The sequence below is a fragment of the Brachybacterium vulturis genome (genome assembly GCF_002407185.1).
Taxonomy (GTDB): domain Bacteria; phylum Actinomycetota; class Actinomycetes; order Actinomycetales; family Dermabacteraceae; genus Brachybacterium; species Brachybacterium vulturis.
In genome coordinates, this window is record NZ_CP023563.1 from 3,765,363 (window position 1) to 3,789,651 (window position 24,289).

Here is a 24,289-nt window from a genome sequence, read left to right on the forward strand (position 1 = left end):
CGACGAGCGTCTGACTGAAGGATCACCCCTTGCGTCAAGGGGAGGTAGGAGTTGCCAGGGGTTGCAGCGATGTTGCACTCCTCGGAGGGCGCTCGGGCCCGGGCGTCACCGGAGGCGTTTGCGGTGCATCACCGATCGAGGCGGCGGGGCTGCTCGCGCCTGATACCTTCGAGCCGCAGTCTTCGACGAGCAGGAACGGGGACGTCCACCCCAGGGCCGCCGTCGATCTCGGGAGGCGGAGGAGCCAGATATGACCAGCGGACTCGTGGCGATCGTGGGAGCAGGACCGGGAATCAGCACTGCTGTCGCGCGCCGATTCGGGGCCGAAGGCTTCACTGCAGTGCTGCTGTCCCGGACCCGCTCCAGCCTGGACCGCGAGGTGGCGAACCTGCAGGCGGCAGGCATCGAGGCGCACGGCCTCGTGGCCGACGCCGCGGATCCCCGCAGCCTGAGCGCAGCGTTCGCCCGCCTCGAGGACGAGCACGGGACACCGGACGTGCTGCTCTACAACGCCGGCGCCAACACGATCGGAGACCCCACCGCCCTGGCGGTGGAGGATCTGATCGATGACTTCACCGTCAACGTGGCCGGGGCATTGACCAGCGCCCAGCTGCTCGTGCCGGGAATGCTCGAGCGCGGCCACGGAACCCTGCTCTTCACCGGAGGGATGCTGGCGGTGAATCCGGTCGTCTCCCGGGCATCGGCGGCCATCAGCAAGGCCGGACTCCGCAACCTCGTCGCCACCCTGGGCGATGAGCTCGTGCCGCAGGGCCTCCGAGTCGGCACCGTGACCATCGGCGGCGTCGTCCGCGCCGGGACCTTCTTCGACCCGGACCTGATCGCCGAGTCCTTCTGGGACCTGCACACCGGCAAGGAGACCGGCGAGGTGCAGTACGTCGAGGGGATGGAGAAGTCGGGGGCGGCCGCGCGGTGACGGGAAAGGGCCCAGTCCACCCCGGGTGACGCCAGGGCCCTTGTCAGCAGCTCAGCTGCGTCTCCAGCTGGGCGAGTGAGTGCGCGGCAACCACGACGATGCGAGCTATCTCAACCTTCTGGACCGCGACGCCGAGGGCTGCGGGATCGTGTCCTGCCGGGTACGCCACTACGTGACGGCCAGCGCCTCGCCCGGGGTGACGAGATCGCCGTCGCGCTCGGCGGGGCGGCATCGATCGCTCGCAGCGACTACTCGGCATCTCCTGATGACAGGACGAGCGCACCTCGCTGTCGTCGATCGACCGGACGATCGCCGACGGGCCTGTATCCGGCAGCCACTGGGTGCGGGACGGGGCCAGTTCTCTCAGATCTGCTGGTCGCGGTAGAGCTGCAGCAGCAGCTTCTGCGCTCCCGGTGTGTACTCGATGGAGATGTATGGGTTCTTGCCCGGGCGGGACTTCTCGACCTCGACCACGCCCAGGAGGCCCGCGAGCTTCGTTGGCCTCCACTGCCCCGGTTCGCCGTCGAGGATCCCGGCGTCTGCCAAGCGCAGGTTGAAGGCGCTTGCGGCCAAGTCGGCATCGTCCTCGAACAGCACGCCCGCGGTCTTCCACTCGCGGATCACTGTGGTCAACGGGCCCTGGCGTGCCCGTGCCGGGGTAGCCTCCGCTGGTTCCTCGGCACTGGGCTGCGGTGCCTCCTTCGACGGTGCAGCTGCCGCGGGAGTGGCCGGCATGATCAGCCCCGCCCGTTGCTCGGACGGGCTCAGCTCCCCTGTTCCGGTCGCTTCCTCCGGCACGATTGCCTCCGTCGTTGCCCGCTGCGCGAATCGGGACATCACAGAGAAGATCGGGCCGTTGTCCCAGCGGTTCGGGGCTGCGAAGACGATCAGCAGGTCCTTCGCACGGGAGACGGCGACGTTCATGAGCTCGGGGTTCGCATCGATGAAGCCGGCTCGTGGGCTGTTCGTGCCGTAGACGGCGGAGAACAGGATGATCGGGCGTTCAGCACCTTGCAGACGGTGCGCCGTCCCCACGGTGATCAGCTTCGCGAGATCGTTCGGCAGGCCAGCAGTGTCATCTGCGGCGCGAGCGGCTTTGCGGATCTCGGCGGCGATGACACCGGCCTGTGCGCTGAAGGGCGTGACGACGCCGATGAGCGAGTCGGCGTCGACCTGCTTGCTCGGATCGCTCTGCCGGTGGTGATAGAGGTCGTAGAAGCTCGCGTAGTGCTCGACGATCCAGGTGGCGATCGCTGTCGCCTCCGGCAGGTTGATGCGGCTGGAGCCCTGGCGGGAGTCCTGCGAATCCTGGACGTCGACCCATTCGAAGGCGGCACGCGTCCCGTCCAGCAGAGAGTCCTGCGCAGGGCGGCGCGGCTCCAGCAGTCCCTGGTAGAGCAGCTCATTGCTGAAGCCGATGATTTCGGGGTGGCAACGGAAGTGCTCGCGCAGCAGCAGTCCTGGCTCGCCGTCGCCGAAGCTCCACCGCGAGGCGTTGCTCGCGGCGCGCATGAGGCTGGACGGAGCGGAGCAGGTCACCCCACGCTCGCGCAGGCTCTCAGTCCATTCCTCCGCGCCGATACCCGCACCCTCGGCGATCTCGCGGTCGGTCTCCTCGTCCAGGGACCACACCGGGGCCAGCTGCTTCTCATCTCCCACCACGAGCGCACGCTGGGCGAGTGCGAGAGCCGGCACGCCGATCGGGCTGTCCACCTGCCCGGCCTCGTCGACGATCAGCAGGTCGATGCGGCCCATGTCGAAGGCGCGTGGCGCGCCTCGTTTCGTGCATCGCTCGAAGATCTTGGGGACCTGGTAGAGCGTCATCACGAAACAGGGAGTGAGGGCCGCTGCCTGGGGCCAGACGCGTGGCAAGACGTCCCACGTGCTCTTGAACCTCTCGTCCTCGTCCAGATGGTCGGCGAGCAGCCACTCCGCCTCGTAGTAGTGCACGGCGAGCCAGAATTCCGCATAGCGGAGAGTCACGTCGAGCGTCTCGTCGAGCTCTTCGAGACTCGTGCACTCCCGCAGCTCGGCGATCGCGTCGAGATCCCGGAGATGTTCGCTCGCCTCCGCCTCACCGCACAGATCCAGGTAGTCCACGGAGGGCCCGTCGGCACTCATCGTCCCCAGGAGGGCGACGCGGTAGCCGTCGACCTCGGTCAATGCGTCATGGATCCAGTCCTGGACGCGGGCGGGCTCGTCGATGCCGCCGAAGCAGCGGTGCACCTCGATCAGGAAGTGGTCACGTGCCGCGGCGAGGTATTCCTCGCCGCTGTAATCCGCGTAGAGCTCGCTGCGGTCCTTCTGTTCCACGAGGTAGCGCTGCTTCGCGGCGGGGAGCTTGGCATTCGACGGGCAGTAGACGGCGAGCGATCTCAGCGGCTCCTCAGTTGCGGAGTCGCCCTCCTTGTGCGGAAGCCAGCGTCGGTCCAGGCTCCCTGGGGTCTCCTTCGTGACGGAGGCGAAGGAGGAGATGATGTTCGTGACAGCCTGATTGTTGGTGGACGTGCCGACGATGACCGGCGCATCCCCTCTCTCCAGGGCCCGACGCGTGATCATCCCGGCCACGATCGCCTGCAGCATCGTGGTTTTGCCCGTCCCCGGCGGCCCGCTCACAGCGCTGATCTCGCCGAACTCGCTCTGGAGGACGGCATGGACGGCGCGGCGCTGCGAGGCCGTGAGCGGGTTCTTGTCGCTCATGGATCCGCAGGCCAGGCGAGCGTTCAAGAGCAGACCGTCACCGTCATGGAGCTGCGACTCCGGAGTCCGGGGGCCGTCCCAGCCACCGATGATCCGTTCGAGGATCGGGGGTGGTGCGCTTTGGCGGCTGAGGGCTTCATAGACAGCGAGCAGACCGCCCACGGCATTGATCCGGTCATGCTCTTGGACGTAGCAGATCTCTTGCTCGACGACGGCCCCAGCATGCGTCGCCGTGAACCCCTCGAGCGTGCTGCCCGAGACCCTCTCGAACAGCGTCTCCGCGAGCGTCATCGCGTCGGCGAGGTTCTCGCAGCGGGAGGCCTCGGCGGCGATCTCGGAGAGCACGAACGTCCAGAACGTCCGGAGCGGCCCGGCCATGACCTCGAGATCGGTCACCGACGAAGAGGTGAGACGTTCGGCCGGGATCCACGGGGAGGTCCCGGTCTCGAGCTCAGGCTCCAGCCGGCCGTCGCGGTACAGAGTCGCGCCGAGCAGCAGGAGCCCGCGCTGGGCGGCTCCGCGCAACCCAGGGACGGAGGCGAGCGAGATGGCGACGGAGATCGAGGCGTCCTGGGGTTTCTTCGAGTCGGCCCGTCTGGCTGCCCGATCGTGGACGTCGAACAGCGCCTGGGTGTGCTCCTTCGTCAGGGTTCCGGTCGCGAGCTGCTCCCGGGTCGTCGCGACGAACGCGGATGCCTCGCTGAAAGTCACCTCTTCGAGCGGCTCGCGGTGCAGGACCTGCGTGAAGTAGTCAGTGACCGCGCTTGTTCGCGTCGATGTGCTCGCGTGTGCCATGCAGTGTCCCCTCTGCTGCCGTCCCCACCACCGTTGTGCGCCTCGCCGAGTCCTGGGACCCGAGGATCGGTCGTCCTGTGCTCGTAGCCCACCACGATCCGCATGGACGGTGCAACGGCAGCGGCGATGGGGCGGGGTGCGCACGTTGCTCGATCTGGCGAAGGCTTCACAAGCCCTGGGCCTTCACCCGAGCATCGACACCGTCGTTGCCCGCAGCACCTGGACGCTTCAGCTGTTCATGACTTTCCCGCTCCCACTCACCACCCGAGAGCGTGCCGCGAAGCCTCCCAGATACGGAGGACGTAGTCACGACCGCTCTCCCCGGGTTGCACGTTGATCTCCCGATGCTCTTCGCCATCTCGGATCCAGATCGTGCTGCGCTCTCACTTCTCTTCGGCAGGTGGTCCGATGAAGAGCTCGACCGATCGGGTCATCAACTCGTCGTCGCGCACAAGACGCGCGCCGAGCCGCTCGTTCCCCGTGCCCTCGTTGATCCCTCTCGTCCTGCGGCTCGGCGCCCCACCACGATGGGGGTTCTTGATCGCCTGCGCCTGGAAGATGGAGCCCAGGAGTCGAAGTACGGCCTTGGATTTCTTAGTCACTGGTTCGCCGACTGATCGCCCTGCCTGGCGGTCGGGGAAATGTGCGCCTTCAACTCGGCCACGGGCACAGCCTTCGTGACGATCTTGGCGAAGCTCTCCTTGGTGAACTTGACGCCGATGACCCGTAGCACCTGCCTCATCGGCGTGCACCAGGCCGTCTTCGTCAGACCGACTCCCGCGATCTGGCGTTGGATCGCGGGACGTGCCACGTTTGTCAACGGCGGGTGAAAATTGACCCCCTATCGACGGGCGGATTCAACCGATGGTCACAACAGTGGGGTCGCTGAATTTTGACCCCTCTGTCGGGGTCGTGTTTGTCTACCTCGTCGTCGTGGTGGTCTTCAGGAGCTCGCGGCGGGCTCGGGTGCGGTAGGAGTCGCCGGAGAGGGTGAGGACTTCGGCGTGGTGGACCTCACGGGGACCACTTCATTTTGTACCAGTGTCCGAGAAGGCGTTGCAATTCTTCAGATAGCACCGGTGGTGTCATAGCGTCGTAGCAACACTCCCGGTCGGTGGGAGCCCGAGGCGAGGAGACCTGGGATGGTGCGGCGGCGACTCACGTTCACGGAGCGGATGGAGATCTCGACGGGATCGAAGGCCGGGTGGGGAGTCCGGAAGATCGCTTCTCACCTGGGTAGATGCCCTTCGGTGGTCTCCAGAGAGCTGCGCCGGAACTCAACGAAGACGCGCGGCTATCAAGCGGTGACCGCGGACGTGAAGGCGCAGCGCCAGCGCTCGCGCCCACAGGTCCGGAAAGTGGCGAAGGACCCGGTGCTCGAGGCGCGTGTCAACGCCGATCTCGCAGCGTCGTGGACGCCGAACGAGATCGCGGGTCGCTTGCGTCTGGAGGCCGCAGACCCGACCGTTGAACGCATGGCGAACTCTCCCGACGCTCAGGGCCGCACCGTCAGCGGAGAAGCGATCTACCAGTACATCTACGCGATTCCCCGCGGGGAACTCGCCAAGCGTGGGATCTTCTTGCAGTCCAAGCGGACCAAGCGCCGGACACGCACCACTGGCCGCTCCAGGGGTGGCCCGATCGTGGGCATGGTCCCGATCGCGGAGCGGGGCGAGGACGCCGCGAAGCGGCGGGTGCCCGGGCACTGGGAGGGCGACCTGATCATCGGGAAGAACGGGTCCTCGTGCGCGGCGACGCTGGTGGAGCGGATGAGCGGGTTCACCGGTCTGCTCGCCCTGCCCTCGAAACACGCCGAGGGCACCGCGGATGCGGTGATCGAGTACTTCACCGAGCTGCCACGGATGATGCAGGCCTCACTGGCATGGGACCAGGGCAGCGAGATGGCGCACCACGCGAAGGTCTCCCTGGCCACGGACATGCCGGTCTACTTCGCCGACCCTCACTCGCCGTGGCAGCGGCCCTCGAACGAGAACACGAACCGGCTCTACCGCGAGTACCTCCCCAAGGGCACGGCGATCCCCGACCACCAGCCCTACCTCACCACCATCGCGGAGGAGATCAACAACCGGCCCCGCCGGCGGCTGGGCTTCCTGACACCGACAGAATCCTTCGCACGACTACTGGCCGGCGAACCCCATGTTGCTTCCACGCTTTGACACCACCCCTCGTCATCGTCGAGCAGAGTAGGAGGACGTCTGCACCCAGGCTGCAGTTCTCAAAATGCTTTAACTTGAGCGGACGCTTTACGCTTCGGAGCCCGCACCTCTTCGTCTGCCGGCGGACCCAGTCGCTTCACTTCAATAAGTCTCCCCGTTATGACGGTCTCCAGGAGACGTGCGCCTTCCGTCTCCGCCAGGATAAAATACTCGACCTGCCATAACAATTCGAGCAGCTCACGATCGAGATGCCACGATTCCGCTTGCACCTGGTCGAGAGGTGAGGAGGAAGTACCAGCAGGCTTAAGCATCCGGTATCCAAGCCATGAGCCCACCACCTCCATTCCCGAAACAGAGAACTTCATGACCTCCGGTGAGACCTTGGTGAACAAACCACTTCCGATCGAAAGTTTCCGTTCTTCGGCGTCGTAAGACCATGATTCAGGATACGGACTGGGAGCCGTTTCCATCTCGATACGGGCTTCCCCTTCGAAGCGTTGCCCAGTCGACTGACCAAACGCATTGAGGGCACCGCAACGCTCGCCCCAGGTTTGCTCAAACACTAAAGACCGTCCGAAAGCAAGCACTTCTTGAAACACCTCATAGGAGCTTGTCATCGGCACACGCGGAAGAGACTCAATGAGCTCAACCTCGAAGCGCTCCGTGTAGGCTCCCGTGCCAAGCAGCCCGAACGTGTACAGGGCTACATCTTCTGCAGAAAGCTCATTCTGATACTCCTCGTTCAGTACCTGCAAAAGCCTCTTGGACACATTTGGATCGTCTAGGTCGGACGATCGGTGCAGCGGGAATGAATCTTTTCCACCAAATGAACCCCTAAAGTAGTGCAGGTCAGGCACGTAGGGGCTGACAGTTAGAGCTGGCCCACGGCCCAAAGCAGTTGACGACAGGGTGGCAAAATACAATTGCTGATCTGAGTACGAATCCCAGAGGGGAGAGCGCGGGCGATCGCAGAGCCTACTGTCGGGCAGGGCATATTGCCTATCGAAGCTACGGTAGCCGTAACGCACAGGCGCCACTCTTGACAGGTCCTCGGACAGGGGCGGGAGCGGCTTCCTTGTCAAGACGTGCTCTCCGCCAACGGTCAGGCGCTTCTGTGATGTCTCGCGAAAATTCATCGAACGAGATTTTTCATCGCTCGATAATGCAGTCCACCGATCCAAAAGGGCATCCGTGGTGGCGCTGATCGGCCATTTACGCTTGAACTGTACTCCCGAGTGTGACCATGGGAAAATCCAATCGAGAGGCACAAACTCAGCTAGGCCTGCCGCGCTGTCCGGCACGAACTTTGCATGCCAATCACCGTCTTTCAGAACTTGCCAATTCGAGTCCGTTTCGGGCGCGTTCACGCTGGAGAGGAAATCGAGCTTCTCGCGGCGAGTACCTTGGACACGCTGGTAGTTCACCTGCGCCTTTGCGCGCATCCGGTCACCATGTCTGCGCGGCCTGCCGGAAGGGCCCTTCTCCCATTGGACACCGAAAAAGATCGCGACCGGCGTCTGAATAGAGAATACGTTCTCGTCTTTGCGGGCGCCGAGGCCTTGGCCGCCCAAGTCAATAACCCAAATCTCATCAAACACACGACGCATGTACTCGCGCATGCCTGCAAAGCCAGGACCTCGAAGATACGAGGATGACGTAATGAAGGATACCATTCCAGCTTCGTCCCTGTGCTGTTCGCAAGATTTCCATATGGCCCAGCGGACAAAGTAGACGTAGCTATTATATAAATTCTTGGCTTGGCCTCCCGCCCCAATTGCCGTTAGCGGATCTATAAATGCGTCAAGTAGTGGCGGCCCTCCATCCACCTCTTGCAGCACAATATTCCGGTAGGCTTCTGAGCCTTCGCCTAGAGCCTTCTGCTTCGAACCTCGGTCATACGGAGGGTTTCCCAGGATGACCTGGATCTTCGTGTGCTGGTTTTTAATGAGCCCAGCTTGCCGGGTCTCCTCATTGAGGTTCTGTTCAATTTCCCATATTGAGATCTGTTGCCCCTTTGCGGAGACGTCTCCGGGATCCGTAAGCGTGTTTGTCAGGTAGACTTGCACACCCTCGGCACCGAGCTCGATGCCCGTTTGTTCTAACATTTGAGTGAGGCGCAAGTGGGCAACCGCGTATGGGCCGACCAAGAGTTCGAAGGCAAAAAGTCTCTTGGAGAGGCTTCTGGCGTCGTCCTGCGGGGCCTGCGTCTTTCCTAATACACTCTCGATCACTGCAAGAGGATACGCTCCGGTGCCAGCGGCAGGATCAAGCAGATTGACATCGTCGGAGCCGAATCCGTGCTGGCGACCGAAGCGTGTTCGGAGTATGTCATCCAGAAGGCGCACCTGCATCTGCACGATTTCAACGGGCGTATAGTAAACGCCGGCATCTTTCCGCATTTGCGGATCATAGGCGGCCAGGAAGTCTTCGTAGAAGTACAGCCACGGATCCGTCGACGCTGAGAGTTTAGTCGGGTTGACGGCTCCAATAACGGATTCCAGGAGGCCGACCGGTCCCTCAACCAGTTTCCTGTTTGCTGGCTGGGACATGAGCTGTAGTACGGATCCGATTAGCTTATGCCCGTTCCGCAACAACGCCCCGGAGACTGAGGAGGCCTGGAAAGACTCGTCGTCTTGATCGGATTCAATGCGGGCTAACAAGAGTGCATAGGTGAACGTTTGCGCAAAGCTGTCTGCGAATGCCCGGTGGGTGGCGCCGGGCATCAAGTCAAGTTGCCACTTTTGATAAAGTGCCGGAAGGCCGGTAGAGGATTCGGGCAACGATACAAGGACGTCCAGTACAGAGTCTCGCAAGAATGCGGTTAGCGGCGCGAGTTGTCCAGCGAGGGCCTTGGGAGTCGAGGGAGGGAGGGGCTTCCAATTCAGGAACTGTGTCAGTAACAGCTTTAGCTGATGCACCTGTTCGCCGGGAACTGAACCGTCGCTTGCTGGGGTAAGTATTACATGCGCCAGCGGCTGTCCCACTCCGTGACGGAGCAGAGTCCACTCCCATCCATTTGAGTACACAAGATTGGGGTGGCGTTCGAGCTTCTTCCATTGCGTCCGGTCGTGCTTCGTCCACGCGCTCTTTCGGTAAGGGTTGGCGCTCTTTCCCGGAGACTTCAGCTCGATGTGTCCGGTTAAGAGTCCCCGTCCACGCTTAATTGCTAAGTCGAGACGAACGCCTTCGACGACGTCGCCGGCCACCTGACGATGCTCGGTAGTTACGTGCAACGTGCTTGCCACGGTAGTGCCTGCGTCCTCAAGAAAACGAGAAATCGGCGCCTTGAGTTGGTCTTCTGGGTTCCCGCGAGGATCTAACGACAGGTCTCTCTCGATTGCATATAGAGAGCTGACGAGCGTTGTGAGGCAGTCTGAAAAGTTTTGGGTTGGTGAGTCAGGGTGGTCCATTTTGAGTCCTTTCAGAAACCTTATGCGGACAGCGGCTGTGTGTGCTTACTTAGAGATAAACATCGTTGCGGGGATATCTCTATCATTCACGCAGTATTTGGATTGATAGCTCGGGCGAGGCGCATGGGTCAAGCGGCCGTCTCCCATGTGTCTCGTGAGACGTCCGGCTTGCGCATAAACGCGGGGTCCATGACCCTCAGCTCACCGAGATCCTTGCGAAGCCGTTTGAGCTTTGCCGTGTCATGCAAGGCGTCAGTGAAGCGGGCGCGCAGCTCGTCCAGGAAGAGCGGCTGGATGGTCTTGAGGATGTTCGTTTCGGTGGTGTAGTGCTCGCCGAGCTCACGGCGCGCTTTGGCGTCCTTCACGGCTTGGAACAGGGAGCCGAAGATGGCGGGGCTGATTGCGGACCAGTTGAAGGCGCAGGCCTGTACGAGGAGGTCGCACATATCTTTGTCAAATGCCGGGATTGGTGCAGGCTCGGCGAAGATGCCGCCGTTGACGTAGGGGAAGCGGGCGATGAGTTCGTCCAGGTTGCGCTGGCGTTTCGCGGTTTCACGGTTCATGGCCTGGAACAGCATCGCGAGCTGTGGCCCAAGGTCTGTGCCGTCTTCGTTGGTGCGGCGTTCGAGGAACTCGTAGAAGAGGTCACGTTCCCAGACATTGGCGTCGTCGGCATAGAGGCAGAACAGGATACGCACGAGGAATACGGAGGCTTCGTGGTCGTCGTACCCGGAGTCCGAGAGTGCTTCATACAGGTTGGCCATGATCTGCGCGGCCTTGATTGAGGCAGTCTCCTGCTCGCGATCCCCGAAGGAGACTGCCTGGTAGCCAGCGAGGAAGGCGAGTGCATCATGACGAGCGGGGAGATCATCCAGGCTGAACTCGGACGGCCGTGGATCGTCGGCATGGAGGTCGAGCAGTCTGAAGCGACGGAAGTCGCTGGTCAGCACGAAGCGCGGAGCTTCGATCTCTGCGAGGTCGTCGATGTAGTCGATGGCCTGCTGCTCGGCGACGGCAAGGTCCTTGCCGCCAGATTTCATTTCGATGAGGCAGAGACCAGGGATGAGGGCGTCGATGTAGCCCTGGCTGCCAGTGGAGCTGCGACGGGCTCGGTACTCGTAGAGCGCCGCCTTGGTCTTGGTGATGCCGTAGACCTGTAGCAGGTCTCGAATGAAGGATTGGGCCTCCTGGCGCTCATCGCCCGGCGCATCTCGCCACTCGACGACGAACTGGGCGCTACGGCGCCGAATCTCGTTCAATGACAGCGGCTTCGCCATCAACCCTCCCTTGGATGTGGATTCTTCCTGAGGGTACTGGGAGGCCGCGTCAACCGACGCACCGCCGGTCTCCCATCGATCCGCTTCGGACCCTCCCATCGATCCGCTTCGGACCGTCGGTCCTTAATGCGAAGAGGTTCAAGAGACTGAAGGGACATCGCGGCCCCCATCGGGGCGATCGGCCAGACGACCCTTAGAGCCACCCGCCCCTTGAGTTGGCCAGATGGCGTGCTCCGGCGACGGCGCCCGGAGCGAGCGTCGATCATGCACTCAAAGCGGCGTGGTGCTGTATCATGGAGTTAGAGAATTTCAAGAAGTTTGCTGCGGGGCCCGCGCTGGCGGGCCAGCCAGTGACTGACTGTGGACCGCAGCATCGGGTTGATCGCTGGCAGCTACAAGGAGGAGACATGGCGTTCGAAGTTTTTGACAAGCGCAGCGCCCCCATGAAGGGGGCGCCGAGCGTCACTGTGCAACGGAAGGGCATCGTGTCGATCAACGCGCCCGCCCACAAGTTGATTGACGGCGCGAGAGTGGTTGAGCTTCTGTTTGACCCTGGTCGGCGCGTGATGGCGTTGCGGCCGGCGGAGCCTTCGACGCGCACGTACGAACTGCGAGCGCCGAGCAAGTCAGGGCAGACCCTGGTGTCTGCGACAGCGTTCATGCAGGCCTACGACATCGACACGTCGGTCAGCAGGCGATACGAGCCCTTCGAAGAGGACGGGATGCTCTGCATCGACTTCAACAGCGACTTCACCGAGGTGCGGGGTAACCGCAGACCAAAGACCAACGAGGGGGACGATGCTGGCCAGCCGTCCCTCACGTAGAAAAACTTCGGCCCCAGCCCATTGCAGTGGGTTGGGGCCGATGCACAGGGCCCGTAGGCGCTGTCAGCAACTGATGAGGTCGCTGCATCAGCGTACAGAAGTTCTCGGGGAGCGACCGCTCCCGCTTCTAGGGCCCTCCGTATGAAAGGAGGGCTTCATGCCCACCATCAGTAACCACTACGGGATCGCCGGCCCGGTCCCGTTCGCCGACGTAGAGATCGGGGCGGACAACCGTCTGTACGTGGATCCGCACGCGATCCGTCTCCATCGTGATCCGGAGCCGTTTGCGGCCGATGCGCTCAGGTGCATCGATACCTTCTTCCACGAAGTCACGAACAGCATCATCGTCGGGACACCTACGTCGCGAGCACGCGGCCGTGCGCTCCTGCAGCAGTTCACGGAGCCCTGGGAGACTCGCCTCGGCATGGCCGAGGCAGGCTTCCATGGACATGGGGGTGCGGAAACCGTTGGGACCTGGATCTGGGATGTCCTGACCGGGGACGCGGAAGCCGTGGTCCGGGTCGGGGTCTTGCGCCACGTCGAGGATCTGCCGCTGTTCGTGGAGGGTGTCGATCGAGACATCACGTCAGACATCACGACGCGCATCATCTTCTCGCCGCTCGCGGACTTCACCGAGTCGATGGTGCACGCCTACCCACAGTTCCACTCGGGTGGGCACCAGACGGGCACGTTCACGAAGCAGGTCTGGGATCCGAGCAGTCGGGCTTGGGGCACGCGCAGCATCACCCTGCCGGTGGCTGATGGTAAGCCGCTTCTGCTCGTGCCTCGCTCGTGGGCGCGGCGGACGCTCCTGATGTCTGCGCGTCGCTTCTATGGAACTACAGTTCTTTCGTTCGCGCAGTTGGAGCAGGCTGTAGTTGACTCTAACGGGAAGCTCCTCGTGTCTTCCAAGAAGTTCCTCCGGACGCATCCCGACCTACGCGAGGGCCGCGAGACCAATCTCCGCGTCACGCTCCGGGCTATCGAGAATGAGCAGGATCTCCTCGAAGCCTTCAAGGCCTTCATTGCTTCTAAGATCCCTCCCTCGGAGGACGCCACTGACGCAGCCGCCTGACGGGGCGCGGGGACACCGCGGGAGCGGTGTCCCCGCGTGCTCTCCGTTGGCGGCAAGAGCCTTGGCGCTACTTCCGTGTTACGTCGTCAAGGTGCTTGAGTGCGTTCGTCATGTGCTGTTCCATCGCCGTCCGTGCAGCTTTCGGGTCTGCGGCTCTGATAGCGACGGCGATGGGCTCGTGGACCTCGATGGAAAAGTCGGCCCGACCGAAGCCATGGATCACTCGTCGCGCCCAGTCCTGCAGGAGCGAACGCACACTGCCATGCATATCGGCCATGACATCGTTGTGGCTGGCCCGAGCTATTGCCGAGTGGAAGGCGAGATCGTACTCAACATAGCGATCCAGGTCTCCGACAGACGCGCGCATTCCATTCAGGCACCGTTCGATCTCTGCGACGTCATCCTCGGTGCGGTGCGTGGCCGCCAGTTCGGCGAGGGATACCTCGAGGAATGTTCGTGCCTCGATGAGCTCACGTTCGCTACGCTCGCCCAAGAGCACACTCCATTCGATGACCTGGGGAAGCAGACGCGAGGCGGTTCCGACGAGGAATGTTCCTGCGCCGGTGCGGGACTCCACGAGGCCGAGAAGCTCGAGAGACTTAAGAGCCTCCCGGACGAGGGAGCGGCCGATGCCGAACTGCTCGGCGAGCTGACGTTCGGAGGGTAGGCGACTGCCGAGCTTGACGTTGCCGGAGAGCAGGTATTTCAGGAGTTCGCGGGCCACGTTCATGCTGGGGGTCTCGTGCCGTGCCTCTACGCGCACCAGGGGCGTCGGAGCTGCGGTAGTTGCGTCAGTGGCCATGGTCGGCATGTTACGCCCAACGCACGTCACATCGTTCCTCTGCAACTGTTGTTACCGACCAGGCCCTTGATGCATCTCCTCGCGGTGCGCGCTTCCTCAGGGTCGGTCAACCCCTCCGTGCCTAAGCACGTCGAGAGAACGAAATCCTCGACGTTCTCGGCCAGGCCGAGGTGCGAGCCGGCGTTGAATACCGCATCGACTCCCGCCTGCACCGTCCGCCGCACCACATCGAGTTCCCACGCATGATCGGGCTGGACACTGCAGGGACCGCCCGGAACCCGGAGACCAGATCGCCGCCGTACCGGCTCACCGCAGTGACGGGCGAGAACAACAAGCCAACAGGCTCGCTCACATTGATCGCTGCCCTCGCGACTGCGTGGGTACCGGCAAGGTCGTAGCCGGCAAACACGCCGACAGCCTCGCCGTACGCCCCGCACGCACGGGCGATGTCTCGCCGAGGCGACTCCGCATAGGCACTCCCCATTTCATGGTCGAACCACAGCCGAAGTGGTCGACCGGTCGTCCGGTCGACCAATATGGTGTAACGTTCCCGCTGACGGAAAGGACGTGCGATGCGCCACAACGCTCTTAAGCACCAGATGCGATCGGGAAATCCCGCGGTCAACGCCTGGGTCTCTCTGGACAGCGACCATGTCGGCGAGGTGCTCTCCCACGCCGGCTTCGACTCGGTGACCGTGGATCTGCAGCACGGGATGTTCGGCCTGGACCGGGCTATCTCCCTGCTCAGGTCCGTCAGCGCCGGTCCGGCCACCCCACTGGCACGGTGCTCGCGCAACGATGCCGCAGAGATCGGCAAACTGCTCGATGCTGGCGCCTACGGGATCATCTGTCCCAGTATCGATTCCCCCGAGGAAGCGAGAGCCTTCGTCGCGTCGTGCCGGTATCCCAGCCAGGGGGTGCGCAGCTTTGGTCCCGCCCGGGGCCTTCTCTACGGCGGGCAGGACTATGTCCGGCACGCGGACGAAGAGATCCTCACATGGGCGATGATCGAGTCTCCGTCAGGCGTGGCCCGCGCCGAGGAGATCATCACGACCCCAGATCTCGACGGGATCTACATCGGTCCGAACGATCTCGCCTTTGCGCTCGGCAACCCGCCCAACGGGAACATCGGCGAGGAGGTGCTGGGGATTGCCGCCGAACTCATCGCCCTGGCCCACGACGCCGGGCGATTCGTCGGCATCTTCACCCGCGACGGTGGCGAGGCGCAGCGGCTCCTCGAGATGGGCGCCGACTTGGTCACGCCCGGCAACGACGTCGGCCTCCTGAATGCAGCCGCCGCCGAACGCATAGCCCAGGCACGCCAGTAACAACTGAACCGTCAACCCGTACAAACCCCTCCTCCATCCCACGTTCAAGGAAGAATCAGATGGCGATCACAGACCAGAACCCCAAGGACGTCGTCGTCCCACGCAACTTCGGCGCATATCTCAAGAACCTCGGCCCCGGCATTGTCGTCGCGCTGGCCTGGCTCGGTACCGGAGATCTCATCGATGCCTCGGTGTCCGGGGCCAACTTCGGCTATGCCCTGCTGTGGGCGTTGCTGCTGGCCGTGCTGGCCCGGTACATCTCGGTCTCTGCCCTCTCGCGGTACCAGCTGTGCAACCGCGTGGGTGATGACACGATCATGGACGGCTACCGCCGCATTTGGCGCGGGTTCCCCGGGATCCTCAGCACGTCGATCGTCATCCTCGGCTTTGTCTACAACTCCTATCTCTACGTCGCCACCGGCACCGCGATCTACCACCTGCTCCTGCCCGTGGTCGACCTCGGCCCGTGGGGGATCTCCATCGGCGCGGTGTTCACCGCCGTGCTCGTCACGATCGTCGGCACGCGCAAGCGGATCTTCAAGGCACTGGAGATCGTCGCCCAGATCACGATGGCTGCCCTGGTCGTCACCTTCCTCATCGCTCTGTTCGGCTCCGGCGTAGACGTCCGGCACCTGTTCCAGGGCCTCCTCTTCGAGATCCCCGAGGGTGAGGGTGTCCTCACCGGTGTCGTGACCGCCACGGCCCTGATCGGTGCCGTCGGCGGCTCGGCCGCGAACATCCTGTACCCGTATTTCATGCGCGACAAGGGCTGGATCGGCCCGCGCTTCCGCAAGGCCCAGGTCTATGACCTTCTCTTTGCCGTCGGGGTGCTCTTCGTCCTGGTCATGTCCGTCTGGATCGTCGCGGCCGAGACCCTCCATGGCACCGGCGCCTCCATCAGCGGACCCGAGGACCTCGCCGAGATGATGCGCCTGGCCGTGGGCGACTTCGGCCCGTACCTGCTCTGGATCGCGCTGTTCTTCGTCGCCTTCATCAACATTCCGTCCCAGGCCGACGTCTTCTCCCGCATCCTGGTCGAGTCCATCCACATGGCCAAGCCCGACCGCAAGGCACGCATGGCCACCCGGGCCACAACCCTTGGGATGCCCGCGGCGAACTTGGTTCGGGCAGACCCCGTCTACCGCTTCCTACAGATCGGGCTGCTCACCATCGCTCCCCTGATCTTCAGTGTCCCCAATGGCCCGAACGTCGTCGTGCTCACCGTGCTCGGCAGCTCCTTCAGCGTGATCACCGTCCCGCTGATGATCTTCGGTCTGATCTACCTCACCTCGAGCAAGAAACTCATGCTCCCCGAGCACGTCAACAAGTGGTGGCAGCTCGCTCTCCTCCTCGGGGTCGGGGCGATCGGCATCTGGGCCACCTACACCGTCATCAGCGGCTGGTTCTGAGTGGACCGCCGAGCTGAAAGGACCGCGCCGTGACGCCACCCGATCGCATCGTGTACGTCGTCCTCGACGACGACCCGACCGGAACCCAGTCGATTGCCGATCTCCCCATCCTGACATCGTGGACCATCGAGGACATCTCGTGGGCACTGGCGCAGGACCGCCCTGCGGTCTACGTCCTTACGAACTCCCGGAGCCTCTCCCCAGACGACGCGGTCCGGGTCAACCGGGAGGTGGTCAGCAACTCGCTGGCGGCCTGCCCGGCCGGCACCCGGCTCGAGTTCATCTCGAGATCCGACTCGACGCTACGAGGCCACTTCCCCCTCGAGACGGACACCATCGAGTCCGCACGTCGGACCGCGGGGCTCCCGCCGTCCGACGCCTTGCTGATCATCCCTGCGTTCCCCGAGGCAGGCCGGGTGACCCGGCAGGGCGTGCACTACACCGCCGACTCCGCCGGCAGGAAGATACCTGTCGGTGACAGCGAGTACGCCGCCGACGCCACTTTCGGTTACACCAGCTCGGATCTACGTCACTGGGTAGAGGAGAAGAGCCAGGGCCACACCCGCGCGGCCGACGTAACGCTACTTACACTCGAGCAGGTGCGAGCCGGCAGCGTAGTAGTCGCACAGGAATTGATGTCGGCACGTGGCGTCGTAGTCCTCGACTGCGAAACCACCCGTGACCTCGCAGTCCTCACAACCGCCATCCGTGACGTCACCGCCACAGGGCGGAGGCTGCTGTACCGGGTCGGCCCACCGTTCGTCCGCGCGCTCATCGGGCAGGAACCAAGCCCACCGCTGACGACCTCCGAGATCGCACGGGTCCGCACCGAAGGGGCAGGACCCGGCATGGCCGGCGGTCTCGTCGTCGTCGGCTCGCACGTTCCAATCACCACGCGCCAGCTGACCGGTCTACGAGAACGCCATAGCATCTTTGACGTCGAGATCGACGTCGCCCGCGTCATGGACGACACCGATCGGCAGGCCCATCTGGATCAGGCGGTGGAGGCGCTTCTCGACCACCTGCCCCACGGTAACGCCGTGGTCAGCACCAGTCGGACGGTGATCCGAGCCCAAAGCGGGGACGCCTCCCTGGAGATCGCGCGGGGCGTCTCCGCCGCCCTGGTGCACGTGGTCCAACGAGTGCTTTCCGCTGGCCGACCACGCTTCGTCGTCGCAAAGGGCGGCATCACCTCCTCGGACGTAGCAACCCACGGTCTGGGATTTCGGCGTGCGTGGGCACACGGGTCGATGCTTCCCGGCCTTGTCTCCCTCTGGAGTGCCGCCGACGGCCCTGCAGTGGGCATCCCATACGTCGTATTCCCGGGCAACGTCGGCGATGCAGACGCCCTGGCCGACGTCGTCACCCGACTCAATGCCGAGACGCCTATCAGGGCGGCGTGAGCGGAAGCATCGCCACCCGCGGGCCCCGGCACGCGCCGATGAAGCGCCCTGGGTTTCGTTCCGGGTCTCAGCAAGGAGAATCGGAACATACCCAAGAGATTCAGCCCAGAGCTGCGTGACCGCGCCGTGCGCATGGTCCACGACCGCCAGGGTCGCGTGGGTGGTCCCCGCTCGCAGTCGATTCGTGCGGTCGCCCCGCAGCTCGGCGTCGGCGAGGACACTTTGCGGATCTGGTGCAACCGTTACGGCCCCACCGAGCTTGTGAGCCCGGGAGAGCCGCTCGAGGAGGAGGATCGGCGTTTTCGGCGGGAGCTCACGGAAGCGCAGCGCGCGAACGACACCCTGAAAGCCACCTCAGCGTTAGTCACAGCGGAACTCGACCGCCCCACGACGAAATGATCACTTTCGTCGACACGCAGCGCGAGCAGTTCGGGGTCGAGCCCATCTGCCGCACCCTTCGTGCAACACGAATGTGGGTTCATTACATCCCTAAGCTACCGCGTCTTTAGAACCAGGCCGGGATCTGCCAGGAGTGTTCGTGACGAGATGCTGGTGGACGAGGTGAAGCGGATTCATCAAGCGAACTACGGCGACTACGGCGTCCGGAGGATGCGGCACGCAATGCAGCATGCTGGATGGGACATCGGCGGAATTGGTGTGCGCCAAGTGGAGCTCGCAGTCGGACAGCGAGGTCGAGCTGGCAGAGATGGACTGCGTCCACTGGTTGAACACGACCCGACTCCACGTAGGACTCAGCTACTGCACCCCACAGCGGTCGAAGCGGCCGACACTCGCCCCCCGACCATCGCTCCCGCGACCGTCGAGCCACGGAACGGAACCCAGGACGCTTCAATCCCTGCCAGCCAGCCCGGGCTGGCCACCACCACCACTTGCATGCGATTCATCTACTTGCAGAAACTTCAGGGTTGACAATGATCCACGTCACCCGTACGTTGAGTCTGCAAGCGCTTGCAATCCTGGCAAAACAAATGGCCACGGGCCCTACAAAGGAGTGTGACTGTCGTGCGCCGACGCACCGTTCTAAGTCTCGGATTAGCCACCAGCGCTGTTGCCGTTACCTCGCCTTACCTCTCTAGCCCCAGCGCCGTGGCGACCCCGCCCGGCCATAGCTTGACGGCGTGGCTATCTCATCAGGACATCCAGCAGCTAAAGCACAGAGTAAAGAAGGATGCCTCGCCAACGGGTGCGGCCTGGGAACAGCTCGTTGTCGCGAAGCGGAGCGCGGATCTCGCTCGCGCCGCCGATCAGACACCCGTCGAGGCGCTTTTCTATGTGGGGCCATACTACGAGACACCGCCTGAGTTGCTCAAGTTGTCGCACCGATTCCGCTGGGACGCACATGCCGCTTACCGACTGGCATTGAGCTATGCGGTGACATCTAATCGGAAATTTGCCGAGGCAGCGAAGAGCCTTATTCTTCGGTGGCAGGCGATCGAAGAGTTCTCACCAAAAGACGACACACCGCTAGTATGGGCCAATCAATTTCCAGAGTTTTGCTGGGCCGCCGAAATCCTTCGCCGGAACTCGCCAGTCTGGAAGAAGGCCGACGAAGCAACATTCAGCGACTTAATCCGACGGGGCATGGCGCTGGACCCCTCTGCTCGCTCGAATAACTGGGGAAGTTGGGGCGTCGTACTTCGCCTGACGTCTACAGCTTACTTGTCTGATCAGCACGGCTTCCAATCCGGCGTCAGCCGGTGGAAGGAACTGCTGGATAGCCAATTCGACGACCGCGGTTGGCAGCCTGAGGAGATTCCACGCAATGGCGATACCGGAAACCGGGGTATCGTCTACACACATTTTAATCTGCATCCGCTGACGTTAGCGGCTGAGATCGCGAGCCACAACGGTATTGACTTATTTAATCATCGATCTCGGGCCGGGATACGAATCGCGGACGGAGCTGCCGTGGCGATGCGGTGGACGGTAGATCCGACTCGGTTCTCGGAAGATACCGGGTATTGGCCGGACGACTATGAGTCCTACAGGGTGAACGGGGCCATCCCGTCATACTCCTATGGTTATGGCGAGATCTTGGAGCCACACTTTCCCAACGCTGACTTCCGGTCTCTGGCGGCCCAGGATCGTCCGCTATCGTTCAATTGGACGGGGAGCATCTTGACCGTTACGCACGGCGTCGCCTTCTGACGAACCGGGGCGGGCTCCCCTGGACGGCGTTGGCCAGAGTCGACGCCGTCCAGTCCAGCACGTTACCGACGCCCAGGAGTAGGCAGACCGCCACGTCAGATGAGCCATGAAGCACACCAGATCAGCAATCACACTTGACGACGTCGCACGGCACGCCGGTGTATCCGCGTCAACGGTGTCTCGGGTACTAGCAGGCAAGAATGTCGTCCGATCCTCCACAGTTCTCCGAGTGCAGGAGACTGCCAGACGGCTTGGGTACGTCGTCAATCCGCACGCCCGAGTGCTGGCTGGAGGCACGAGTACAACCATCGGGTTTCTGGTCCGAGCGATGTTCGGCCCAGCATTCTCCGCGCTGGCAAGCGGTGTGGAAGCGGAAGCAGCTGAACGCGGGTCGCTCATCATGATCTCCACGACCCGGGGTGATCCTGACCGTGAGGCTGAGCTAGTCAAGATGATGCGAGACCAACGTGCTGCCGCTGTGATCCTGGTTGGCGAGGCGCACATCGACGATGCCTATGAGTTGCGCATGGCAACATACGCCGATGCCTTGACTGCCGTGGGTTCACGGTTGGTCCTAGCCGGTCGCCCTCCGCTAACAAGCCGTCCCAACGTCGCAAGCGTGCAATACGACAACGTGGCCGCGGGACATGTAGCCACGCAACACTTGCTCGAGCTCGGGCATCGGCGGATCCTGTGCGCCACGGTCACGGGAATGAGCACCAGTAGTGAACGACTCGCGGGTTATCGTGCCGCCCATGCCGAGGCTGGCCTTCCTGTCGACGACGACCTGATTCTCGAAGGTTCGTCTACTGCTGAGGGAACAGAAGACCTCGTCAGCCGCGCCCTAAGTGCCGGGCTCAACTTCACTGCCGTACTAGCTATTACCGACGTACTGGCAACAGGCGCTCTGCGCGCACTACGTCGGGCCGGTGTCGAGATTCCCGATGCCGTCTCTGTGACCGGTATCGATGATGACCCGACGGCAGCTGACCTCGATCCCGCACTCACGACCGTCCGAATCCCCTTTGAAGAGGTGGGCCGGGTGGCTGCAAAGCTCTGCTTGGGACACCGCCAGTCAACCGACCTGCACCGTGTGTTGCCGATTGAACTCGTAGTCCGCCATTCCACCGCTAGCCCGCCAACCACCTGACGCATCCAGCCATCGTTCTTGCGCGATCAAGGGACTGCCGCTCTTCACCACGGCTCCCGTTCGCTCGCCCGCCCCACCGCCATCTCCACGAACAGCGCCGAGCTCCATCCGAACAGCACCGTCGCCGTCCGCGCCTTCCGCCCCGCATCCGGGTTGAAGTACTCTGACGGCCCACCCGCGTGCATCACCAGGTCCAGCACATTCTCCGTGACGCGGTCCGCGAGCCCGTCCTCACCCTGCACCCGCAGCCCCTGGATCACGAGCCAGGCGGTGTTCACCCAGATCGGGCCGCGCCACATACGCTCCGGGGAGAAGTCCGGGTCATCGCGGGCCACGGTGGGCAGCAGCCACTGGCCGCCGAAGCGGGCGGGATCGGTGATCTGGGCGACCAGGGATTCACGGATATCTGCGCGCAGCTCGGGGATGAGCAGGGCGATGAGGTTCAGGATCGACCGAGTGGTGACCTCCGTGTTCTCCCCCGGCAGCGCGAACAGCTCGCGCTCGGCGTCCCAGCTCTCCTCGAGCAGCAGGCGCAGGCGGTCGCTGCGCTGATGGCACTCGCTGGCCTCGTCGTCGCGGCCGCGCTCGTTGAGCCAGCGAGCGAGCAGGTGGTCCTGGCCCACGAGGTAGGCGGCGAGGTCCGGCGAGCGCAGGATCGCGTTGTCGTCGAAGACGGGTGAGTCGTCCAGGCCTGAGCTGTAGGGGTGGAGGTAGGCGGGCCAGCCGGTCGCGCCCGGGTCGGAGAACTCGAACCACCAGCGCTGCGAGGCGAGGACCGCCTCGAGATGCGTATCGATCACCTCGGCGCCGAGCTCGTGGGAGAGCCGGTCGAGGGTCAGCGCTGTCAGCGGGGGCTTCGTGAGAGGCACCTCCTCACCGGCGAGGGTCGGCGAGCCGAGGCGGCGCAGGTTCTCGAGGTCCCCGGGCGGGAGGTTCGCGCTGGAGTCGAGCACGCCGTGGTCGTGGACCACGTCCGGCAGCTGCCCGTCAGCGCGGGCGTGACGCAGGGCCACGTCCATCTGGGTGCGGGCGAGGTCGGGGTCCCCGTGGCGGAGGCCGAGGGCGATGAAGTAGGCGTCCCACTGCCACAGGCCCACGTAGCCGAGCTTCGAGGGGACCACCACCGGGCCCGGCTCGTCGCCGAGCAGGCGGAGGGTGTTGTTACCCAGTACCCACCAGCACAGGTCCGTCATCGCCTGGCGCTTCGGTTCCACCTGCGGGCAGCGGGCCATCCACTCCCCCAGCACCTGGTCGTGCTGCGCGACCAGGTCCCTGACCGAGACTGAGTCGGTCGGCATTGCGTTCCAGGCGAGGGCGAGCTCGCCGCGGGCCTGGATGCGGAGCTGTCCGTCCTCGAGGGACACGTCGGCCAGGCCCTCGAGCGTCAGCTGCGTCTCGAGGGTGGCACTGCCGGTCCAGGCGTCGGTCTCCTCGGCCGGGAGCTGGGGGCGCAGCTCGAGCACGTCGCCGTCCTGCAGCCCGGTCACCACGATCCGGTCCCCGTCGGTGACGAGCAGGCGGGCGCCCGAGGTGAAGCGGATCCCGTCGGCCCCCGCCTCCCAGGCGGCGGGAGCGCTGCCCACGATCATCCGCAGGTCGTCGGCGATGATCGAGTCAGCGGCCCGGCGCTCGTAGGCCGAGCGCAGCACGGTCAGTGCGTGCACCGGCGCTCTCCCGTCGGCCGTTCCCTCACCCGTCGGGGCGCTGGAGGCCGGGTTCTCGCGTCCGGCCCAGGTGGTCATCCCCTCGCTGCTGAGCACCAGCAGGCGGGAGAAGCGGGTCGAGTACGGGGCGGCGTCGAGGTCGATCGCCGGGGCGATCGCAGAGACATCTGGGGACGGGCCGTCGAGCGGGACGGTGGGGTGGGGCATGGTGGTCTCTTTCCTGCTCAGCGCCCGCCCAGCCCGGAGCTGGCGAGCGAGGCGATGATCTGCTTCTGGCCGATGATGAAGGCGATCAGCATCGGAACGGTGGACAGCGCGGTGGCGGCCATGACGATGCCGTAGTTCATCCCGCCATACTGACCCTGGAACTGCGAGAGCAGCAGCGGCACGGTGAACAGCTCGCGGGAGTTCAGCAGCACCAGCGGGAGCAGGAAGTTGTTCCATGCATCCAGCGCCGCGATGATCCCGATCGCGCCCAGGCCCGGCCGGATGGCGGGCATGATGATCCGCCAGAAGATCCGCCAGCGCGAGGCGCCGTCCACCAGCGCCGCCTCCTCCAGCTCCCGCGGGACCGAGAGGATGAACTGGCGGGCCAGGAACACGGCGAAGGGGTTGATCATGATCGCCGGGACGATCAGCGCCAGGTGGGAGTCCACCCAGCCGATCTGTGCCATCAGGAAGTAGAACGGCACCAAGGTGACCTGCTTGGGCACCATCTGCATCGACAGGAACACCCAGAACAGCGCTTGCGAGCCCTTGAACGGGATGCGGGCGAAGCCGTAGGCGGCCATCGAGGAGGTCACGATGGTGCCCGCCACGATCACGACTGTGAGGTAGATGGAGTTGCCGTAGGCGCGGGCGAAGGGCAGGGCTGTCCATGCCTCCAGCCAGTTGCCGGGCACCCAGGGGCTCGGCAGCAGGGACAGTGGGGCCTGCAGCAGCTGCTCGAGGCCCTTGAAGCTGGTCAGCAGCATCCACAGGAAGGGCAGCACGAACGCGAAGCCGGCCACGATGAGCACCGCGTGCATCAGCACTCGGCCACCGTTCACCCGCCCGGGACGGGCCGGGTCGGTCGGTGGGCTCGGTGCGTCGGTGGGGGCGGGGCGCTCGACGGCGCGGGGCGCGGGTGCCGCGGGCGCGCCCGCGGTGAGATCCGGAGTGGTGAGCATCGG

18 protein-coding genes are annotated in these 24,289 nt (G+C 64.0%); 11 read left to right on the forward strand and 7 right to left on the reverse strand.

Annotation, left to right across the window (positions count from 1 at the left end; all coding sequences use genetic code 11):
* Nucleotides 1-250 precede the first annotated feature (250 nt).
* A complete protein-coding gene (locus CFK38_RS16925; RefSeq protein ID WP_096804121.1) occupies nt 251-934 on the forward strand; it encodes an SDR family NAD(P)-dependent oxidoreductase in 684 nt (227 codons plus the stop codon).
* A gap of 363 nt (nt 935-1,297) precedes the next feature.
* Here CFK38_RS16925 and CFK38_RS16930 read toward each other — a convergent pair whose 3' ends face one another.
* Nucleotides 1,298-4,429 carry a DEAD/DEAH box helicase gene (locus CFK38_RS16930; protein WP_096804122.1) on the reverse strand — a complete coding sequence of 1,044 codons (3,132 nt, stop codon included), beginning with the start codon at nt 4,427-4,429 and terminating at the stop codon, nt 1,298-1,300.
* 344 nt (nt 4,430-4,773) lie between these two features.
* Here CFK38_RS16930 and CFK38_RS17330 point away from each other — a divergent pair, with 344 nt between their 5' ends.
* Nucleotides 4,774-5,046: a hypothetical protein gene (locus CFK38_RS17330; RefSeq protein ID WP_172895827.1), complete on the forward strand. Its 273-nt coding sequence runs from the start codon at nt 4,774-4,776 to the stop codon at nt 5,044-5,046.
* Here CFK38_RS17330 and CFK38_RS17250 read toward each other — a convergent pair.
* Nucleotides 5,028-5,240 (reverse strand): hypothetical protein, encoded by a 213-nt coding sequence (locus CFK38_RS17250; protein WP_157773527.1) that lies wholly within the window; start codon nt 5,238-5,240, stop codon nt 5,028-5,030. The genes CFK38_RS17330 and CFK38_RS17250 overlap by 19 nt on opposite strands.
* Before the next feature lie 331 nt (nt 5,241-5,571).
* Here CFK38_RS17250 and CFK38_RS16935 point away from each other — a divergent pair, with 331 nt between their 5' ends.
* Nucleotides 5,572-6,606, forward strand: a complete 1,035-nt coding sequence (locus CFK38_RS16935) for an IS30 family transposase (protein WP_096804123.1) — start codon at nt 5,572-5,574, stop codon at nt 6,604-6,606.
* Between the two features lie 59 nt (nt 6,607-6,665).
* Here the strand turns inward: CFK38_RS16935 and CFK38_RS17260 are convergent, their stop codons facing one another.
* Together CFK38_RS17260 and CFK38_RS16940 are read right to left on the reverse strand one after the other, a co-directional pair.
* Nucleotides 6,666-10,016 (reverse strand): type ISP restriction/modification enzyme, encoded by a 3,351-nt coding sequence (locus CFK38_RS17260; protein ID WP_157773529.1) that lies wholly within the window; start codon nt 10,014-10,016, stop codon nt 6,666-6,668.
* 128 nt (nt 10,017-10,144) lie between these two features.
* Nucleotides 10,145-11,293 (reverse strand): type IIL restriction-modification enzyme MmeI, encoded by a 1,149-nt coding sequence (locus CFK38_RS16940; RefSeq protein WP_177371020.1) that lies wholly within the window; start codon nt 11,291-11,293, stop codon nt 10,145-10,147.
* A 407-nt stretch (nt 11,294-11,700) separates the two neighbouring features.
* Here CFK38_RS16940 and CFK38_RS16945 point away from each other — a divergent pair, with 407 nt between their 5' ends.
* Together CFK38_RS16945 and CFK38_RS16950 are read left to right on the forward strand one after the other, a co-directional pair.
* Nucleotides 11,701-12,117: a hypothetical protein gene (locus CFK38_RS16945; protein WP_096804124.1), complete on the forward strand. Its 417-nt coding sequence runs from the start codon at nt 11,701-11,703 to the stop codon at nt 12,115-12,117.
* Between the two features lie 157 nt (nt 12,118-12,274).
* Nucleotides 12,275-13,192, forward strand: coding sequence for a hypothetical protein (locus tag CFK38_RS16950; RefSeq protein ID WP_096804125.1), 918 nt, complete (start codon nt 12,275-12,277; stop codon nt 13,190-13,192).
* Nucleotides 13,193-13,259: 67 nt separating this feature from the next.
* Here CFK38_RS16950 and CFK38_RS16955 read toward each other — a convergent pair whose 3' ends face one another.
* Entirely contained in the window at nt 13,260-13,994 is a 735-nt protein-coding gene (locus CFK38_RS16955; protein ID WP_218192325.1) for a FadR/GntR family transcriptional regulator, read from the reverse strand.
* Nucleotides 13,995-14,566: 572 nt separating this feature from the next.
* On the opposite strand from CFK38_RS16955, the gene CFK38_RS16960 reads away from it, so the two are divergent.
* The 6 genes from CFK38_RS16960 to CFK38_RS16985 all read left to right on the forward strand — a co-directional run bounded on the left by CFK38_RS16960 (nt 14,567) and on the right by CFK38_RS16985 (nt 21,453).
* Complete coding sequence (locus tag CFK38_RS16960) at nt 14,567-15,322, forward strand: HpcH/HpaI aldolase family protein (RefSeq protein WP_096804126.1); 756 nt, start codon at nt 14,567-14,569, stop codon at nt 15,320-15,322.
* 59 nt (nt 15,323-15,381) lie between these two features.
* Nucleotides 15,382-16,731, forward strand: coding sequence for an Nramp family divalent metal transporter (locus CFK38_RS16965; RefSeq protein WP_096804127.1), 1,350 nt, complete (start codon nt 15,382-15,384; stop codon nt 16,729-16,731).
* A gap of 29 nt (nt 16,732-16,760) precedes the next feature.
* Nucleotides 16,761-18,134, forward strand: a complete 1,374-nt coding sequence (locus CFK38_RS16970; protein ID WP_096804128.1) for a four-carbon acid sugar kinase family protein — start codon at nt 16,761-16,763, stop codon at nt 18,132-18,134.
* Nucleotides 18,135-18,221: 87 nt separating this feature from the next.
* The gene (locus CFK38_RS17920) at nt 18,222-18,533 is read left to right on the forward strand and encodes a transposase (protein WP_420835794.1); all 312 of its coding nucleotides are present in this window, start codon (nt 18,222-18,224) and stop codon (nt 18,531-18,533) included.
* 624 nt (nt 18,534-19,157) lie between these two features.
* Nucleotides 19,158-20,303 (forward strand): alginate lyase family protein, encoded by a 1,146-nt coding sequence (locus CFK38_RS16980; RefSeq protein WP_157773531.1) that lies wholly within the window; start codon nt 19,158-19,160, stop codon nt 20,301-20,303.
* 106 nt (nt 20,304-20,409) lie between these two features.
* Nucleotides 20,410-21,453 carry a LacI family DNA-binding transcriptional regulator gene (locus CFK38_RS16985; protein WP_096804131.1) on the forward strand — a complete coding sequence of 348 codons (1,044 nt, stop codon included), beginning with the start codon at nt 20,410-20,412 and terminating at the stop codon, nt 21,451-21,453.
* A 44-nt stretch (nt 21,454-21,497) separates the two neighbouring features.
* Here CFK38_RS16985 and CFK38_RS16990 read toward each other — a convergent pair whose 3' ends face one another.
* Complete coding sequence (locus tag CFK38_RS16990; protein WP_096804132.1) at nt 21,498-23,324, reverse strand: amylo-alpha-1,6-glucosidase; 1,827 nt, start codon at nt 23,322-23,324, stop codon at nt 21,498-21,500.
* Nucleotides 23,325-23,341: 17 nt separating this feature from the next.
* Nucleotides 23,342-24,286 (reverse strand): carbohydrate ABC transporter permease, encoded by a 945-nt coding sequence (locus CFK38_RS16995; protein WP_172895829.1) that lies wholly within the window; start codon nt 24,284-24,286, stop codon nt 23,342-23,344.
* Between the last annotated feature and the right edge of the window lie 3 nt (nt 24,287-24,289).

Coding starts and splice junctions, on each gene's coding strand:
- CFK38_RS16985 (WP_096804131.1), top strand. CDS start 20,410: ATGAAGCACACCAGATCAGCAATCACACTTGACGACGTCGCACGGCAC.
- CFK38_RS16945 (WP_096804124.1), top strand. CDS start 11,701: ATGGCGTTCGAAGTTTTTGACAAGCGCAGCGCCCCCATGAAGGGGGCG.
- CFK38_RS16965 (WP_096804127.1), top strand. CDS start 15,382: ATGGCGATCACAGACCAGAACCCCAAGGACGTCGTCGTCCCACGCAAC.
- CFK38_RS16960 (WP_096804126.1), top strand. CDS start 14,567: ATGCGCCACAACGCTCTTAAGCACCAGATGCGATCGGGAAATCCCGCG.
- CFK38_RS17330 (WP_172895827.1), top strand. CDS start 4,774: ATGCTCTTCGCCATCTCGGATCCAGATCGTGCTGCGCTCTCACTTCTC.
- CFK38_RS16935 (WP_096804123.1), top strand. CDS start 5,572: ATGGTGCGGCGGCGACTCACGTTCACGGAGCGGATGGAGATCTCGACG.
- CFK38_RS17260 (WP_157773529.1), bottom strand. CDS start 10,016: ATGGACCACCCTGACTCACCAACCCAAAACTTTTCAGACTGCCTCACA.
- CFK38_RS16955 (WP_218192325.1), bottom strand. CDS start 13,994: ATGGCCACTGACGCAACTACCGCAGCTCCGACGCCCCTGGTGCGCGTA.
- CFK38_RS16940 (WP_177371020.1), bottom strand. CDS start 11,293: ATGGCGAAGCCGCTGTCATTGAACGAGATTCGGCGCCGTAGCGCCCAG.
- CFK38_RS16925 (WP_096804121.1), top strand. CDS start 251: ATGACCAGCGGACTCGTGGCGATCGTGGGAGCAGGACCGGGAATCAGC.
- CFK38_RS16950 (WP_096804125.1), top strand. CDS start 12,275: ATGCCCACCATCAGTAACCACTACGGGATCGCCGGCCCGGTCCCGTTC.
- CFK38_RS16995 (WP_172895829.1), bottom strand. CDS start 24,286: ATGCTCACCACTCCGGATCTCACCGCGGGCGCGCCCGCGGCACCCGCG.
- CFK38_RS16930 (WP_096804122.1), bottom strand. CDS start 4,429: ATGGCACACGCGAGCACATCGACGCGAACAAGCGCGGTCACTGACTAC.
- CFK38_RS16990 (WP_096804132.1), bottom strand. CDS start 23,324: ATGCCCCACCCCACCGTCCCGCTCGACGGCCCGTCCCCAGATGTCTCT.